The organism is Shewanella olleyana (assembly GCF_023283825.1).
GTDB lineage: Bacteria > Pseudomonadota > Gammaproteobacteria > Enterobacterales > Shewanellaceae > Shewanella > Shewanella olleyana.
Genome location: NZ_JAKILD010000011.1, coordinates 67,807 through 85,689, shown reverse-complemented (window position 1 = coordinate 85,689; position 17,883 = coordinate 67,807). Strand labels below are relative to the sequence as shown.

Annotated in this window: 4 protein-coding genes; all 4 read left to right on the top strand. The window is 44.5% G+C overall.

Annotated features, from left to right (window positions below; translation table 11 throughout):
• Window positions 1–207: 207 nt before the first annotated feature.
• Genes L2735_RS09680 through L2735_RS09665 form a run of 4 tightly spaced genes read left to right on the top strand, consistent with a single transcriptional unit; the run spans window position 208 to window position 17,877 of the window.
• Window positions 208–1,080 carry a transcriptional regulator gene (locus L2735_RS09680; RefSeq protein ID WP_248984505.1) on the top strand — a complete coding sequence of 291 codons (873 nt, stop codon included), beginning with the start codon at window positions 208–210 and terminating at the stop codon, window positions 1,078–1,080.
• Entirely contained in the window at window positions 1,077–9,533 is an 8,457-nt protein-coding gene (locus tag L2735_RS09675) for a type I polyketide synthase (RefSeq protein WP_248984504.1), read from the top strand. The genes L2735_RS09680 and L2735_RS09675 overlap by 4 nt, the downstream gene beginning before the upstream one ends.
• Window positions 9,530–11,791: a PfaB family protein gene (locus tag L2735_RS09670; protein WP_248984503.1), complete on the top strand. Its 2,262-nt coding sequence runs from the start codon at window positions 9,530–9,532 to the stop codon at window positions 11,789–11,791. The genes L2735_RS09675 and L2735_RS09670 overlap by 4 nt, the downstream gene beginning before the upstream one ends.
• The gene (locus tag L2735_RS09665) at window positions 11,788–17,877 is read left to right on the top strand and encodes a hotdog fold thioesterase (protein WP_248984502.1); all 6,090 of its coding nucleotides are present in this window, start codon (window positions 11,788–11,790) and stop codon (window positions 17,875–17,877) included. Before L2735_RS09670 ends, L2735_RS09665 begins: the two co-directional genes overlap by 4 nt.
• Window positions 17,878–17,883: the final 6 nt, after the last annotated feature.

Sequence of the window (17,883 nt, the reverse complement as noted above, 5' to 3'; positions counted from 1 at the left end):
ATTCAGCTTACAAGTGTTAGCTCTTTCTGGTCGTATCAGTAATTAATTAGTTTCGGGTGATTGTATCGACCTGAAACCTCAGGTACTCTGCATGCTCGATTGTGATAAAACGCTAATAATGAAGATGAACAAACGTTAATCTTCAGTATTTTTTAGAGAGTCCCAATAGATTGTACGGAGTGTTCATTCTGCTATGGCCGTCCTTAAATGACTGCAAACCGACAAGCTAAATCCACCACTAAAACAGTGGTAAAAAAAACCTCTTCCGATTGTGATGTTGCGAGCACACCTGTGCGCCATCGTAATGCGACAACGACCCCCGAAATGCGTCAATTTATCCAAACTTCCGACTTTAGTGTCAGCCAGTTGGCTAAAATTCTTAACATATCAGAAGCCACGGTAAGAAAATGGCGCAAACGTGACTCCATCAGCGATACACCCAATACGCCACATCACTTAAAAACCACCCTTTCACCTATGGAAGAGTATGTGGTTGTTGGCTTGCGTTATCAGCTGAAAATGCCGTTAGACAGATTGCTAAAAGTCACCCAACAGTTCATCAATAAAGACGTTTCTCGTTCAGGACTTGCCCGCTGCTTAAAACGCTACGGTGTATCGAAACTCGATGAGTTCGAAAGCCCGTATGTGCCAGAACGCTATTTCAACCAATTACCGATTGTTCAGGGTACAGATGTAGCGACTTATACACTGAACCCTGAAACTCTTGCTAAAACCCTGTCATTGCCTGAAGCAACACCAGACAATGTGGTGCAAGTGGTATCCCTAACGATTCCACCTCAACTGACTCAAGCAGACAGCTATTCCATTTTACTCGGTGTCGACTTTGCAACCGACTGGGTGTATCTCGACATTTATCAAGACAACCACACACAAGCAACCAATCGCTATATCGCTTATGTGTTAAAGCACGGACCGTTCCATTTACGTAAATTACTCGTCAAAAATTACCATACTTTTTTAGCCCGTTTTCCTGGTGCAACAGTGTTGCACTCTGTGGAAGCGGCGAACCAAAAAAATAAATCAGCTAAGGATCAGCTGAACACTGGAGACTCAAAATGAGCCAAGCCCCTACAAATCCTGAGACCTCATCTCAAGATAACAACGAGTCGCAAGATACAAGACTGAACAAACGTCTTAAAGACATGCCTATTGCCATCGTCGGCATGGCAAGTATCTTTGCTAATTCTCGTTACCTGAATAAGTTTTGGGACTTAATCAGCGAAAAAATTGATGCCATCACAGAAGTGCCTGATACTCATTGGCGCGCTGAAGATTACTTTGATGCCGATAAAAGCACCCCAGATAAAAGCTACTGTAAACGTGGTGGATTTATCCCAGAAGTTGATTTCAACCCAATGGAATTCGGCCTGCCACCAAATATTTTAGAACTAACTGATACTTCGCAATTGCTATCATTAGTGATTGCCAAAGAAGTGCTTGCAGATGCGGGCGTTACCTCTGAGTACGATACCGATAAAATTGGTATTACGCTGGGTGTGGGTGGCGGTCAAAAGATCAATGCAAGCTTAACCGCACGCCTACAATACCCAGTACTTAAGAAAGTATTTAAGAGCAGTGGTCTAAGTGATGCTGACAGCGATATGCTGATCAAAAAGTTCCAAGACCAATACATTCACTGGGAAGAAAATTCATTCCCAGGCTCACTAGGTAATGTTATTGCTGGTCGTATTGCTAACCGCTTCGATTTGGGCGGCATGAACTGTGTAGTAGATGCTGCATGTGCGGGCTCTCTTGCTGCAATGCGTATGGCGTTAACTGAGCTAGTTGAAGGCCGCAGTGAAATGATGATCACAGGTGGTGTGTGTACCGATAACTCACCATCGATGTATATGAGTTTTTCAAAAACCCCTGCCTTCACCACCAATGAAACCATTCAGCCATTTGATATTGACTCAAAAGGCATGATGATTGGTGAAGGTATCGGCATGGTAGCCCTTAAGCGCCTTGAAGATGCTGAACGTGACGGCGACCGTATATACTCAGTCATTAAAGGTGTTGGCGCTTCATCAGATGGTAAGTTCAAAAGTATTTATGCTCCACGCCCAGAAGGTCAAGCTAAAGCATTAAAGCGTGCTTATGATGATGCAGGTTTTGCCCCTGAAACAGTTGGGCTAATCGAAGCTCACGGCACAGGTACTGCTGCAGGTGATGTTGCCGAATTTAACGGCCTTAAATCTGTATTTGGTGAAAACGATCCAACTAAGCAACACATCGCTTTGGGTTCAGTGAAATCACAAGTGGGTCACACTAAATCAACTGCGGGTACTGCTGGCGTGATTAAAGCAGCCCTTGCACTGCACCACAAAGTGCTGCCGCCAACCATTAACGTCTCTAAGCCAAACCCTAAGCTTAATGTTGAAGATTCACCATTTTTCGTTAATACCGAAACACGCCCATGGATGCCTCGTCCTGATGGTACGCCGCGTCGAGCAGGTATTAGTTCATTTGGTTTTGGTGGAACTAACTTCCACTTAGTATTAGAAGAATACACCCCTGAGCACAGCCGTGATGAGAAATACCGTCAACGCCAAGTGGCTCAAAGCTTATTAGTTAGTGCAGATAACAAAGCAGCCTTGATTGCAGAAGTGAATAAGCTAACTGCAGACACCAGCGCGCTTAAAGGCACAGATAACAGTAGCATTGAACAAGCTGAACTTGCTCGCATTGCTAAACTATATGCTGTTCGCACCTTAGATACTTCTGCAGCCCGTTTGGGTCTAGTGGTATCAAGCCTTAATGAATTAACCACTCAGCTTGGTTTAGCGTTAAAGCAGTTAAGTAATGACACTGATGCATGGCAACTGCCATCAGGTACTAGCTACCGCTCTTCAGCACTCATCACGATCAATGCAAACCAAAAGGCGACTAAAGGTAAAAAAGCGGCTAACACACCGAAAGTTGCAGCATTGTTTGCAGGTCAAGGTTCTCAGTACGTCAACATGGGGATTGAAGTCGCTTGTCACTTCCCTGAAATGCGTCAGCAATTAATCAAGGCCGATAAAGTATTCGCAAGCTTTGATAAAACCCCGCTGTCTCAGGTGATGTTCCCAATTCCAGCCTTTGAAAAAGCAGATAAAGATGCACAAGCTGCTTTACTCACCAGCACTGATAACGCGCAAAGCGCCATTGGTGTAATGAGCATGAGCCAATACCAATTGTTTACTCAGTCTGGTTTCAGCGCGGATATGTTTGCAGGTCACAGCTTTGGTGAACTGTCGGCTTTATGTGCTGCTGGCGTTATCGCTAATGACGATTACTACCAGTTATCATTTGCTCGTGGTGCAGCTATGGCTTCATCAGCAGTTGATAAAGATGGCAATGAGCTAGATAAAGGCACTATGTATGCCATTATCTTGCCAGCCAATGAAGCTGATGCAGCTAATAGCGATAACATCGCTAAGTTAGAAACCTGCATCAGTGAATTTGATGGTGTAAAAGTCGCTAACTACAACTCTGCGACTCAATTAGTAATTGCTGGCCCAACTGACTCTTGTGCAGCTGCAGCCAAAGCCATTAGCGCTTTAGGCTTTAAAGCCATTGCATTACCAGTATCTGGAGCTTTCCACACTCCACTTGTGGGACATGCGCAAAAGCCATTCGCTAAAGCCATCGATAAAGCCAAATTTACCGCTAGCAAAGTTGATTTATTCTCTAATGCGACAGGTGAAAAGCATCCTGCTGATGCTAAATCAATTAAAGCGGCGTTCAAACAACACATGTTGCAATCAGTGCGTTTCACTGACCAATTAAACAATATGTATGATGCTGGTGCCCGTGTATTTGTTGAGTTCGGACCTAAGAATATTTTACAAAAACTGGTTGAAGCAACGCTAGGTAATAAAGCTGAAGCTGTATCTGTGATTAGCATTAACCCTAATCCTAAAGGCAATAGCGATGTGCAATTACGTGTCGCTGCTATGCAACTTAGCGTATTAGGCGCTCCGCTTACTGAAGTTGACCCTTACCAAGCTGAAATCGCAGCCCCTGCTGTACCAAAAGGTATGAACGTCAAGTTAACTGCGTCAAACCACATCAGCGCACCAACTCGTGCCAAGATGGAAAAATCATTAGCAACAGGCCAAGTCACTTCGCAAATCGTTGAAACGATTGTAGAGAAAGTTATCGAAATGCCAGTTGAAAAAGTAGTAGAGAAAATCGTGGAAAAAGAAGTGATTAAAACTGAATATGTTGAAGTTGCCACATCTGGCGCAGCAACAGTACCTAACGCCGCTGCACCAGTGACTCAAGCTTCTCAAGTAATAGCACCTCAAATGCAAGTTCAGGCAACGCCTGTTGCTGGCAGCTTAGAAGCGTTCTTTAATGCACAACAGCAAGCCGCTGATTTGCATCAGCAATTCTTAGCTATTCCGCAGCAATATGGTGATACCTTTACACACTTAATGGCCGAGCAAAGTAAAATGGCCGCTGCAGGACATGCTATTCCTGAGAGCCTACAACGCTCAATGGAGCTATTCCACCAACATCAAGCTCAAACACTACAAAGTCATACTTTGTTCCTTGAGCAGCAAGCACAATCAAGCCAAAACGCATTAAGCATGCTGACAGGTCAAGCACCAGTTGTTAATCCCCCTGTAGCCGCCAAACCTGTCGTTACGACTCCAGTGATTGCTGCGCCAGTAGTTGAAGCGGTGAAAGTAACGGCTCCTGTGCAAGCTCCGACGGCACAAGCTCCAGCTGTTCAAGCGTCAATTACTCAAACTGCTGCCAAACCAGCCGCTATGGCCGCTCCAGCGCCACGTATTGAACCAGTAAAAGCACCTGCCCCAGTTGCCGCTCCTGTCGTTGCGCCAGCAGTTGCAGCACCTACAGGCTTAAGCGCAGAAACAGTTCTGAATACTATGTTAGAAGTGGTTGCAGAAAAAACAGGTTACCCAACTGAAATGCTTGAATTAAGCATGGATATGGAAGCTGATCTTGGTATCGACTCCATCAAACGTGTTGAAATTCTAGGTACGGTTCAAGACGAACTACCAACATTGCCAGAGCTAAGCCCTGAAGATTTAGCTGAGTGTCGTACCCTGGGCGAAATCGTATCTTATATGGGAAGTAAACTCCCCGCCGCAGGCGCTATGAACAATAAACTTCCTACAAGTGCCGCAGCAGGTTCTGCCTCAGTTGCATCACCAGTTCAGTCTGCAGCTCCTGCATCTGGTCTTAGCGCAGAGACAGTTCTGAATACTATGCTAGAAGTCGTTGCTGAAAAGACAGGTTACCCAACTGAAATGCTTGAATTAAGCATGGATATGGAAGCAGACCTTGGTATCGACTCAATCAAACGTGTTGAAATATTAGGTACTGTTCAAGACGAACTGCCAACACTGCCTGAACTAAGTCCTGAAGATTTAGCTGAGTGTCGTACCCTTGGTGAAATCGTATCTTATATGGGTAGTAAACTACCCGCCGCAGGCGCTATGAACAGCAATACTGCAAATGTGACTCACACAGCCGCAGCAGCTCCAGTTACTCAAGCTTCTGGTTTAAGTGCTGAGACAGCCCTGAGCGCGCAAGAAGTTCAAAGCACAATGATGACAGTAGTTGCTGAAAAGACTGGTTACCCAACTGAAATGCTTGAATTAAGCATGGATATGGAAGCAGACCTTGGTATCGACTCAATCAAACGTGTTGAAATATTAGGTACTGTTCAAGACGAACTGCCAACACTGCCTGAGCTTAGCCCTGAAGATTTAGCTGAGTGTCGTACTCTTGGTGAAATCGTTGACTACATGAACTCTAAGCTTCCTGCAAGTTCAGCCGCAGGCGCTAATACACAGGCTGTAGCTCCAGTTGCTCAAGCATCAGGTTTAAGTGCTGAAACAGCCTTGAGCGCGCAAGAAGTACAAAGCACTATGATGACTGTAGTTGCTGAAAAAACTGGTTACCCAACTGAAATGCTTGAATTAAGCATGGATATGGAAGCCGATTTAGGCATCGATTCAATCAAGCGAGTTGAAATTCTAGGTACAGTTCAAGACGAATTACCAACACTGCCAGAGCTAAGTCCTGAAGATTTAGCTGAATGTCGTACCCTTGGCGAAATCGTATCTTATATGAACTCTAAGTTACCAGCTGAAGGCTCTAAACTACCCGCCGCAGGCGCTATGAACAGCACAGCCGTTGTAGCTCCAGTTGCTCAAGCTTCTGGTTTAAGTGCTGAGAAAGCCTTGAGCGCACAAGAAGTTCAAAGCACTATGATGAATGTGGTTGCTGAAAAAACCGGTTACCCAACTGAAATGCTTGAGCTAAGCATGGATATGGAAGCTGATTTAGGCATCGATTCAATCAAACGTGTTGAGATTCTAGGTACAGTTCAAGATGAACTCCCAACGCTACCAGAGCTTAACCCTGAAGATTTAGCTGAGTGTCGTACGCTAGGTGAAATCGTGAGCTACATGAACAGCAAGCTTCCTGCTGTTAGTGCGACAACTGCCGCAGGGACTCAAACACAAGCAGCCGCAGGCGCTACTCAAGCTTCTGGTTTAAGTGCTGAGCAAGTGCAAAGCACTATGATGACTGTGGTTGCAGAAAAAACCGGTTACCCAACTGAAATGCTTGAGCTAAGCATGGATATGGAAGCAGATTTAGGCATCGATTCAATCAAACGTGTTGAAATTTTAGGGACGGTTCAAGACGAACTTCCGGGCTTACCTGAATTAAACCCTGAAGATTTAGCAGAGTGTCGCACCCTAGGCGAAATCGTTTCTTATATGGGTAGTAAACTCCCAGCCGCAGGCGCTATGAACAGCAAACTTTCAACAAGTGCAGCTGAAGGCTCTCAGCCAACGCTAAGCTCAACTGACACTTCACCTGCAACAGCCACAGCAGAGTTAGCAACAGACTTACCTCCTCATCAGGAAGTTGCTCTAAAAAAGCTACCAGCGGCGGATAAGTTAGTTGACGGTTTTTCAAAAGACGCATGTATCGTTATCAATGATGACGGCCATAACGCAGGTGTTTTAGCTGAAAAATTAGTAGCAACAGGCCTAACCGTCGCCGTTATTCGTAGCCCAGAGTCTGTGACATCTGCGCAATCACCGCTTAGCAGTGATATTGCCAGCTTCACTTTATCTGCGGTCAATGACGACGCGATTAGCGATGTCATTGCTCAAATTAGCAAGCAACATAAGATCGCCGGCTTTGTTCACCTGCAACCTCAACTAACAGCACAAGGTCCTTTGCCATTAAGTGATGCAGGTTTTGTAGCAGTAGAGCAAGCTTTCTTGATGGCTAAACACCTACAGAAACCATTTGCTGAACTAGCAAAAACTGAGCGTGTTAGCTTTATGACTGTTAGCCGTATCGATGGTGGCTTTGGTTACTTAAACAGTAACGAACTTGCAAAGGCTGAGCTAAACCAAGCTGCATTATCTGGTTTATCTAAAACATTAGGTCATGAGTGGCCAACTGTGTTCTGTAGAGCATTGGATATTACCCCAAGCTTTGAGGCAGTTGAGTTAGCACAAGCCGTTATTGAAGAGTTATTTGATCTTGATACTGCAACTGCTGAAGTGGGTATTAGCGACCAAGGTCGTCATACTTTATCTGCTACGACAACTGCTCAAACCCGTTACCAAACCACCTCATTAAACAATGAAGATACAGTGCTGGTGACTGGCGGAGCCAAAGGCGTCACATTTGAATGTGCCTTAACTCTTGCTAAGCAAACCCAGTCGCACTTTATCCTAGCGGGTCGCAGTGAGCATTTAGCCGGTAATTTACCGACTTGGGCTAAGAGTGTCATAGCGGCTGCGCCTAACGTTAGTGAAGTAAACACAAGTCAGTTGAAAGCTGCTGCAATTGGATTTATTCAATCTCAAGGTAATAAGCCAACACCAAAGCAAATTGATGCCTTAGTTTGGCCGATTACCAGCAGTTTAGAAATTGATCGCTCATTAGCAGCATTTAAAGCTGTCGGTGCAAGTGCTGAATACATCAGCATGGATGTCAGCTCAGACGCAGCCATCAAGCAATCACTTGCTGGCCTTAAACCGATTACAGGCATCATTCATGGTGCGGGTGTACTCGCCGATAAACACATTCAAGACAAAACATTAGCTGAGTTAGGCCGTGTATATGGCACTAAAGTCTCGGGCTTTGCCGGCATCATTAATGCGATTGACGCAAGTAAATTGAAGCTAGTTGCTATGTTCTCATCAGCAGCGGGTTTCTATGGCAACACTGGTCAAAGTGATTACTCAATGTCGAATGAGATCCTAAACAAGACAGCACTACAACTTGCAGCTAACTACCCGCAAGCAAAAGTGATGAGCTTTAACTGGGGACCTTGGGACGGCGGTATGGTCAGTTCAGCGTTAAAGAAAATGTTTGTTGAGCGCGGCGTATACGTTATTCCACTTGATAAAGGCGCAAACTTGTTTGCTCACAGCCTATTGTCTGAATCTGGCGTACAGCTATTAATCGGTTCAAGTATGCAGGGCTCAAGTTCAGCAGCTAAAACAGGCGCTGCTGTAAAAAAGCTTAATGCGGACTCTTCGCTTAATGCCGAGGGTTCGCTGATTCTTTCTTTTACTGCTCCAGATAACCGTGTTGTTAACAACGCGGTTACTGTTGAACGAGTACTAAACCCTGTTGCAATGCCCTTCCTTGAAGATCATTGCATCGCGGGTAATCCAGTACTGCCGACAGTGTGCGCTATACAATGGATGCGTGAAACTGCGCAAAAACTGTGTGGCCTACCTGTTACGGTTCAAGATTATAAATTGCTGAAAGGCATTATTTTCGAGACTAAAGAGCCACAAGTATTAACGCTGACATTGACGCAAACAGAATCAGGCTTAAAAGCACTGATTGCGAGTCGAATGCAAAATGATGCCGTTGATAGCTTGCTTAGACCTCAGTATCAAGCAAACCTGATTGTTAACGAGAAGATTGTTAACGAGAAGGTTGCTAAAGAAGCGGTTTCAACCACGCTACCAACTGCAGCAAAAAATGCGCAGCAATTAGCAAGCTCAGGTAAAGTCATTAGCACTGATAGCGAGCTATATAGCAATGGCAGCTTATTCCATGGCCCTCGCCTTCAAGGAATGAAGCAGCTGTTAATTGCCAACGATGAGCAATTGGTTTGTTCAGTTGAATTACCTCAAATTGATGCCAAAGATTGTGCAAGCTTTACCCCGCAAACAGGTTTAGGTGGTAGTCAGGCTTTTGCTGAAGATTTACTTTTACAAGCCATGTTAGTGTGGGCGCGTATCAAACACGATGCAGCGAGCTTACCGTCAACCATTGGTGAATTAACCACTTATGCGCCGTTCACTTCAGGTGATAAAGGTTACTTAGTGTTGAATGTGCTTAAAAGTACTAGCCGCTCGTTAACGGCTGATATTACACTTTATCACCAAGATGGCCGCTTAAGCTGCACTATGCTAAGCGCAAAAACGACCATCAGCAAAAGCTTGAATGAGGCATTTTTAGCCCCAGCCAAAGCATTAGCTGATTTGCAGGAGTCTGTGTGAGTAATCTACTGCCTCCTTCAACGTCTGCCATTAAAAGCATGCGAATAGCCTTAAAGCTGGTTGCGAATGAGCAAGTCTCATTCGCAACATCTTCAGGCAATGATTTTAGTGCCAATAGCTTTGCAGCGATTAAGCCTTGTTCATTAGCTGAGGCCATTGGCGCTTCAGCAATTGATCTTGAAATTGATGTTTCAAGCCTAGATGCGAGCTTGAGTGAGCATGTTGTTAGCGAAAGTGCTGTTAGCAAAAGTGCTGTTAATACAGCACATAGCTTTAATGACTATTTCGCTCAAGCCATCACCCATATTGATCAGCAACATACGGTATTACTCAGTCACCCTGAATTACCGTATCGTTTATTAATGATGCCTGCGATTGTAGCAGCTAAACATCGCTGTCACCCTCATGCCTACTTAACCGGTTTGGGTGAAGCTGATGATATGCAAAGTGCAATAAATGCGGCTTTAGTTCAAGCCAAGCGTGCACATATTCAGCCTACTCATGTCGATGCGACTCAATTAACTTGTTATAAAGATAAATTTGCCCAGTTGGTTATGATGATAGGCAGCATTGCCACTCGCAGTGTGCCAAATGCAGTTTCAGACAATCAGTCAGCTGATGCTCAATACTGGTTTACTGAAATGCACCAAAATCGCGTTGCCAGCTTTAATTTTAGTGAAGGCAACAAGCAACACAGTGCCGTCTTTGTTCAAGGCACTGAGCTTGCTCAAGCAAGTTCTTTGGTAGATGACAATCGACTATTTTTGCCTGTATCAGCCAATGACCTATGGTCGATGAAACAGCAGCTGCAAGAATTAAGCACTCAATTGGCAGCGCTGCCTGAACAAAATGACAAGAGTGGCAGCACAGCTATCTCCTTCATGCTTAGCCAGCTAAAGCAATTTGATCAGACCCAGCCTTTATCGGCAGTTGTTATGGCAAATTCAGTGACTAATGCAGTAAGTGAAATCAATGTCATGCTTAGCACGATTGGTAAAGCTGAAGCCACTGCGGCAAATGAAGTTCAAGCTAAAAGCAACTTAAGCATTGAACACAAAACCCCGTCAGGAAGCTGCTTTCATCTCACTTCAGATAAAGTACTTGGCAATAATGGCCTGTGTTTTGTTTACCCTGGCGTGGGCACGGTATACCCGCAAATGTTTGCTCAACTGCCGCGCTACTTTCCAGCATTATTTGCCCAGCTAGAGCGCGATGGTGATGTCAAAGCCATGCTGCAAGCTGATAGTATTTATGCTGAAAATGCTAAAACCGCTGACATGAGCTTAGGTGAACTGGCTATTGCAGGTGTAGGCGCAAGTTACATTCTAACCAAAGTGCTCACTGAGCATTTCGGCATTAAACCTAACTTTGCCATGGGTTACTCAATGGGCGAAGCATCAATGTGGGCCAGTCTTGATGTGTGGAAAACACCCCACAATATGATTGAAGCAACGCAAACCAACAGCATTTTCACCACTGATATTTCGGGCCGCTTAGACTGCGTTCGTCAAGCATGGCAGCTAGAACATGGCGAAGACATTGTATGGAATAGCTTTGTGGTTCGTGCAGCGCCTGCTGATATCGAAAAAGTATTAGCTGATTTCCCACGTGCTTACCTTGCTATCATCCAAGGTGATACTTGTGTGCTTGCAGGCTGTGAGGAAAGCTGTAAAGCATTGCTAAAACAAATCGGAAAACGTGGCATAGCAGCGAATCGAGTAACCGCAATGCACACCAAACCTGCGATGCTTATTCGAGACAACGTACAAGCCTTTTATCAGCAGCCTTTGCATGATCAAGATGTTATTACATCTTTCGCAAGCCAAATTAAATTTATTAGCGCAGCTAGCCAATCGCCGATTAATTTAACCAGTGAATCGATAGCAGCATCCATTGCCGATACCTTTTGTCAGCCGTTAGATTTTACCCAATTAGTCAATAATGCACGTCAACTGGGCGCCTCGCTTTTTGTCGAAATCGGCGCTGACAGACAAACGACAACACTGATTGACAAAATCTCTCGCACCTCTGAAATGGCGCAAACATGCCAAGCCATTTCAGTGAATGCAAAAGGCGATGACCAAACTGCGCTACTTAAATGTATTGCTCAACTGATTACTCATAAAACCCCAATTTCGCTCGATTATCTTACTGAGACCTTGTCGAGTTTACTGACGACAACATTGGCGGCAGAAAAACGAAGTAGTCACCACACAGACAATATGTTGGCCCCTCAATTAGAAGGAGAACAATCTTGAGTTCTCAATCAACTAATCTAAATACAACAGTCCCAAAGATTGCCATTGTAGGTTTAGCGACTCAATATCCCGATGCGGATACGCCCGCTAAATTCTGGCAAAACTTATTAGACAAAAAAGATTCTCGCAGCACGATTAGCAGCCAAAAGCTCAATGCAAACCCAGCTGACTATCAAGGTGTGCAAGGTGAGTCAGACCGTTTTTATTGTGATAAAGGCGGCTACATTCAAAACTTCAGTTTTGATGCAAATGGCTACCGTATTCCTGCCGAGCAATTTAGCGGCCTTGATGACAGTTTTTTATGGGCAACCGATACAGCGCGTAAAGCATTGAATGATGCTGGTGTTGATATTACAAACCCACAAAACAATGGCGCATTAAACCGCACCGGTATTGTCATGGGAACACTATCGTTTCCAACGGCTAAATCCAATGAACTGTTTGTACCGATTTATCACAGCGCAGTAGAAAAAGCGTTGCAAGATAAACTGCAACAACCAAGTTTCACATTGCAGCCATTTGATAGTGAAGGATATAGTCAACAAACAACGTCAGCTTCTTTGTCTAATGGCGCCATTGCTCATAACGCATCTAAACTAGTAGCTGATGCGCTAGGCCTAGGTGCGGCGCAATTAAGCCTTGATGCAGCTTGTGCAAGCTCAGTTTATTCATTAAAGCTTGCCTGTGATTACTTACATACTGGCAAAGCTGACATGATGCTTGCTGGCGCTGTCTCTGGCGCTGATCCATTCTTTATTAACATGGGTTTCTCCATTTTCCACGCCTACCCTGACCACGGTATTTCAGCGCCTTTTGATAGCAATTCAAAAGGGCTATTTGCAGGAGAAGGTGCTGGTGTTTTAGTCCTTAAACGCCTTGAAGATGCTGAGCGCGATGGCGACCATATTTATGCACTCGTTAGCGGTATCGGTTTATCGAATGACGGTAAAGGCCAATTTGTACTGAGCCCAAACAGTGACGGCCAAGTTAAAGCATTTGAACGTGCTTATGCTGATGCTGCTATGCATGATGAAAACTTTGGCCCAGACAACATAGAAGTGCTTGAATGTCACGCCACTGGCACTCCTTTGGGAGATAAAGTAGAGCTGACTTCAATGGAGCGCTTTTTTAGCAACAAACTCAAAGGCAGTAACACGCCGTTAATTGGTTCAGCTAAATCCAACTTAGGTCATTTGCTCACTGCTGCTGGTATGCCAGGGATCATGAAAATGATTTTTGCGATGCGCCAAGGTGTTCTACCGCCAAGTATTAATATCAGCGCACCGATTGCATCACCATCAGAAATGTTTGGCCCTGCAACCTTGCCTAATGATGTTCTCCCTTGGCCTGATAAAGCTGGCAATACTGCTCGTCATGCTGGTGTGTCAGTATTTGGTTTTGGTGGTTGTAATGCCCATTTATTGGTGGAGTCATACTTTGCGAAGAGTCCTGATGCAGCGCTCAGCACGCCCAACAATGCAAGTGTAACGCCTGCAACAACCATCAATGCGCAAATGCCGATGCACATTACCGGTATGGCATCGCACTTTGGTTCATTGTCGACGGTTAATGCGTTTTCCGATGCGGTAAATAACAATCAAAGTGCATTTACGACTTTACCAGCTAAACGTTGGAAAGGCTTAGATAAGCACCCAGAGTTATTACAAAAATTTGGACTGAGTCAAACAGCGCCAACAGGTGCTTATATTGATCAATTTGATTTCGACTTCTTACGCTTCAAAGTGCCACCTAATGAAGATGATCGTTTAATCTCACAGCAATTGTTATTAATGAAAGTTGCTGATGAAGCGATTCATGACGCCAAGCTTGAGTCTGGTAGCAAAGTGGCTGTTCTGGTTGCGATGGAGACTGAGCTTGAATTACATCAGTTCCGTGGCCGCGTTAATCTGCATACTCAAATTGCAGCAAGCCTAAATGCCCATGGCGTAAGCTTGTCAGAGAGTGAATATCAAGCACTTGAAACCATTGCGATGGACAGTGTGTTAGATGCCGCCAAGCTTAACCAATACACCAGCTTTATTGGTAATATTATGGCGTCGCGCATCTCATCATTATGGGATTTTAATGGCCCTGCCTTCACCATTTCAGCAGGCGAGCAATCAGTTAACCGCTGTATTGATGTGGCGCAAAACTTACTGGCGATGGAGTCTCGTCAAGAGCCTTTAGATGCAGTGATTATTGCCGCAGTGGATTTATCTGGCAGTATTGAAAATATCGTGCTTAAAACGGCAAGCATTGATAAAACAGGCTCAACTGAAGCACTCAATATTGGTGAAGGGGCTGGCGCAATAGTGTTGCAAGCAGCTGCTATTGATAGCGAGCACTGCGACCTAATACATCAAGGTTTAGGCGCGTTAGATACTCTAGATTCAGCAAGCACCCATAGTTATGGCACCATCGACAGTTTGGCGTTTGGTCATACAGACCAGCTTTCAACCATTAGCGATGACGTGTTAACTCCTGTTGGATTGGCTGCAACTGATATTGATTTATTAGAGCTAAACCAAGCACCTGATTTGCGCAGTATCGATAGTGCTCAAATGTTGTCTCAAGTATTTAGTCACTCAGCGACTAGCAAAGCGCAATCTTGTATCGGACATACTTTTGCCGCTTCAGGTATTGCTAGCTTATTGCATGGCTTATTGAAAACTCGATTGAATGCTTCTGTACAGAACGCTCACTCGGATAGCAAACTGAGTAATAAGCCCAACCAAAAGGCCATTATCGCTACTTTGAGCGAAAACCAGTGTTCGCAGCTTCTTATCAGCCAAAACGCTGAACAAGCAAGCGCGATGAGCACTCGTATTAACACTGATATACAAGCGCAAACGGCCAAGAAATTGAGCCTAGTTAAGCAAGTCAGTTTAGGTGGTCGTGACATCTACCAGCATATTGTTGATGCGCCACTGGCTAACATTGACAGTATTCGAGCGAAAGTTGCCAAGCTTAACCCTGTTGCACCTACAACTGTGATGAACTTACATGACCGCGGCCAATTTATCGCGCCAGCTCATGCCAATTCAGCGCCTATGTCCGCTAACAATAATTCAATGACTACAGAGACTTCTATGCCGTTTTCTGATCGTTCAACCCAGTTTAACCCTACACCTAAAGTGGCTACGCCTACTGCCCAAGCAGCTCAGGCAACTCAGTCAGCTCAAACGTCTTCAGTGACGAGCTCTGTCTCAGCAATTAGCCAAGTGCCACCTGCACATTTAAGCGCTTTTGAGCAAAATCAATGGTTAGCACATCAAGCGCAATTAGCATTTTTAAAGAGCCGTGAGCAAGGCTTAAAAGTCGCTGATGCCCTTTTAAAACAAGAGTTAAAACAGCAGGTAGCACAAGCAAATGGTCAGCCTTATGTTGCACAATCATTTTCACAAGCTGTTGCACCAGTTCAAGCGACAAACGTGTTAGCTCAGCCTGTTGCATCTGCGCCAATCTTGCGTCCAGATCATGCCAATGTGCCGCCGTACACAGCGCCTATCCCAGCGGATAAGCCATGTATTTGGAACTACGCTGATTTAGTAGAATATGCAGAAGGTGATATTGCCAAAGTATTTGGCCCAGATTACGCCGTGATCGATAACTACTCTCGCCGCGTACGCCTTCCTACAACCGATTACTTATTGGTATCTCGTGTCACTAAACTCGATGCAACGATGAACCAATATAAGCCTTGTAGCATGACCACTGAGTATGACATCCCTGAAGATGCACCTTACTTAGTCGATGGCCAAATTCCTTGGGCGGTTGCCGTTGAGTCAGGCCAGTGTGATTTAATGCTGATCAGTTATTTAGGCATTGATTTTGAAAACAAAGGTGAGCGTGTTTACCGTTTACTTGATTGTACGCTGACCTTCTTAGGCGACTTACCTCGTGGCGGCGACACATTGCGTTACGACATTAAAATCAACAACTTCGCTAAGAATGGCGAGACACTATTATTCTTCTTCTCTTACGAATGTTTCGTCGGCGATAAGATGGTATTAAAAATGGATGGCGGCTGCGCTGGCTTCTTTACCGACCAAGAATTAGATGATGGTAAAGGGGTTATTTACACCGAAGATGAAATTAAAACTCGTGAAGCTGCGTTAAATACGCCAAACAAACCGCGTTTTGAGCCGCTATTACATTGTGCTCAGACCCAGTTTGACTATGGCCAAATCCATCATTTATTAAATGCAGATATTGGCAGCTGTTTTGCTGGCGAACATCATAACCATCAACAAGCATCAGGTAAGCAAGACTCGTTATGTTTTGCCTCTGAAAAATTCTTGATGATTGAGCAAGTGGGCAATTTAGATGTCCATGGCGGCGCTTGGGGCTTAGGCTTTATTGAAGGTCATAAACAATTAGCACCTGATCATTGGTACTTCCCTTGTCACTTCCAAGGTGACCAAGTAATGGCTGGCTCATTAATGGCTGAAGGTTGTGGTCAATTGTTGCAGTTCTTCATGCTGCACATTGGTATGCACACCTTAGTTGAAAACGGTCGTTTCCAGCCACTTGAAAATGCTTCACAAAAAGTCCGTTGTCGTGGTCAAGTATTGCCACAACATGGTGAACTGACTTACCGCATGGAAGTCACTGAAATTGGTACTCACCCTCGCCCATACGCCAAAGCCAATATTGAAATATTGCTTAATGGTAAAGCAGTTGTAGACTTCCAAAATCTTGGTGTGATGATTAAAGAAGAAAGTGAATGTACTCGTTACACTGCCGACTCTACTGAAGCAAGTGCTATTACTTCAGGTGCTAATACTTCAGAAGCAATGACAAAAAACAACAGCCACAACACGCCTGCATCATTAAATGCACCGTTAATGACGCAAGTGCCAGACTTAAGCGCACCAACCAATAAAGGCGTTATTCCGCTGCAACATGTTGAAGCGCCTGTATTACCTGATTATCCAAATCGTACTCCTGATACACTTCCGTTCACTGCGTACCATATGTTTGAGTTTGCAACTGGTGACATTGAAAACTGTTTTGGCCCTGACTTTAGTATTTACCGTGGCTTTATCCCGCCGCGCACACCTTGTGGTGATTTACAGCTAACAACTCGTGTTGTTGATATTCAAGGTAAGCGTGGCGAACTTAAAAAGCCGTCATCGTGTATTGCTGAATATGAAGTGCCAACCGATGCTTGGTATTTTGCTAAAAATAGCCATGCTTCAGTGATGCCTTACTCGGTATTGATGGAAATATCACTGCAACCAAACGGATTTATCTCTGGTTACATGGGCACAACCCTTGGCTTCCCAGGGCAAGAGTTATTTTTCCGTAACCTTGATGGTAGTGGTGAATTATTGCGTGATGTTGATTTACGCGGCAAAACCATTGTTAATGATTCTAAGCTGTTATCTACCGTTATTGCTGGCAGTAACATCATCCAAAGTTTCAGCTTTGATTTAAGTGTAGATGGCGAGCCTTTCTATACTGGTAGCGCTGTATTTGGTTACTTTAAAGGTGATGCACTTAAAAACCAGCTAGGTATTGATAATGGCCGTATTACTCAGCCTTGGCATGTTGAAAATAACGTCGCGGCTGATATCACCGTCGATTTGCTTGATAAGCAGTCCCGTGTATTCCATGCTCCAGCAAACCAGCCACATTATCGTTTAGCTGGCGGTCAACTTAACTTTATCGACAAAGCTGAAATCGTTGATAAAGGTGGTAAAAATGGTTTAGGTTACTTGTCCGCCTCACGCACCATTGACCCAAGTGATTGGTTCTTCCAATTCCACTTCCATCAAGATCCTGTAATGCCAGGTTCATTAGGCGTTGAAGCAATTATCGAGTTAATGCAAACTTACGCCATCAGTAAAGACCTAGGTAAAGGTTTCACTAACCCGAAATTTGGTCAGATTTTGTCTGACATCAAATGGAAGTACCGTGGCCAAATCAACCCACTGAATAAGCAAATGTCGCTGGATGTGCACATCAGTGCAGTCAAAGATGAAAACGGCAAACGTATCATTGTCGGTGACGCAAACCTCAGCAAAGACGGTTTACGTATTTACGAAGTAAAAGACATCGCTATCTGTATCGAAGAGGCATAAAGGAAT

Bases quoted from the DNA above. Each gene is read 5' to 3' on its own strand.
- L2735_RS09680 (WP_248984505.1), top strand. From the start codon at position 208: ATGACTGCAAACCGACAAGCTAAATCCACCACTAAAACAGTGGTAAAA.
- L2735_RS09675 (WP_248984504.1), top strand. From the start codon at position 1,077: ATGAGCCAAGCCCCTACAAATCCTGAGACCTCATCTCAAGATAACAAC.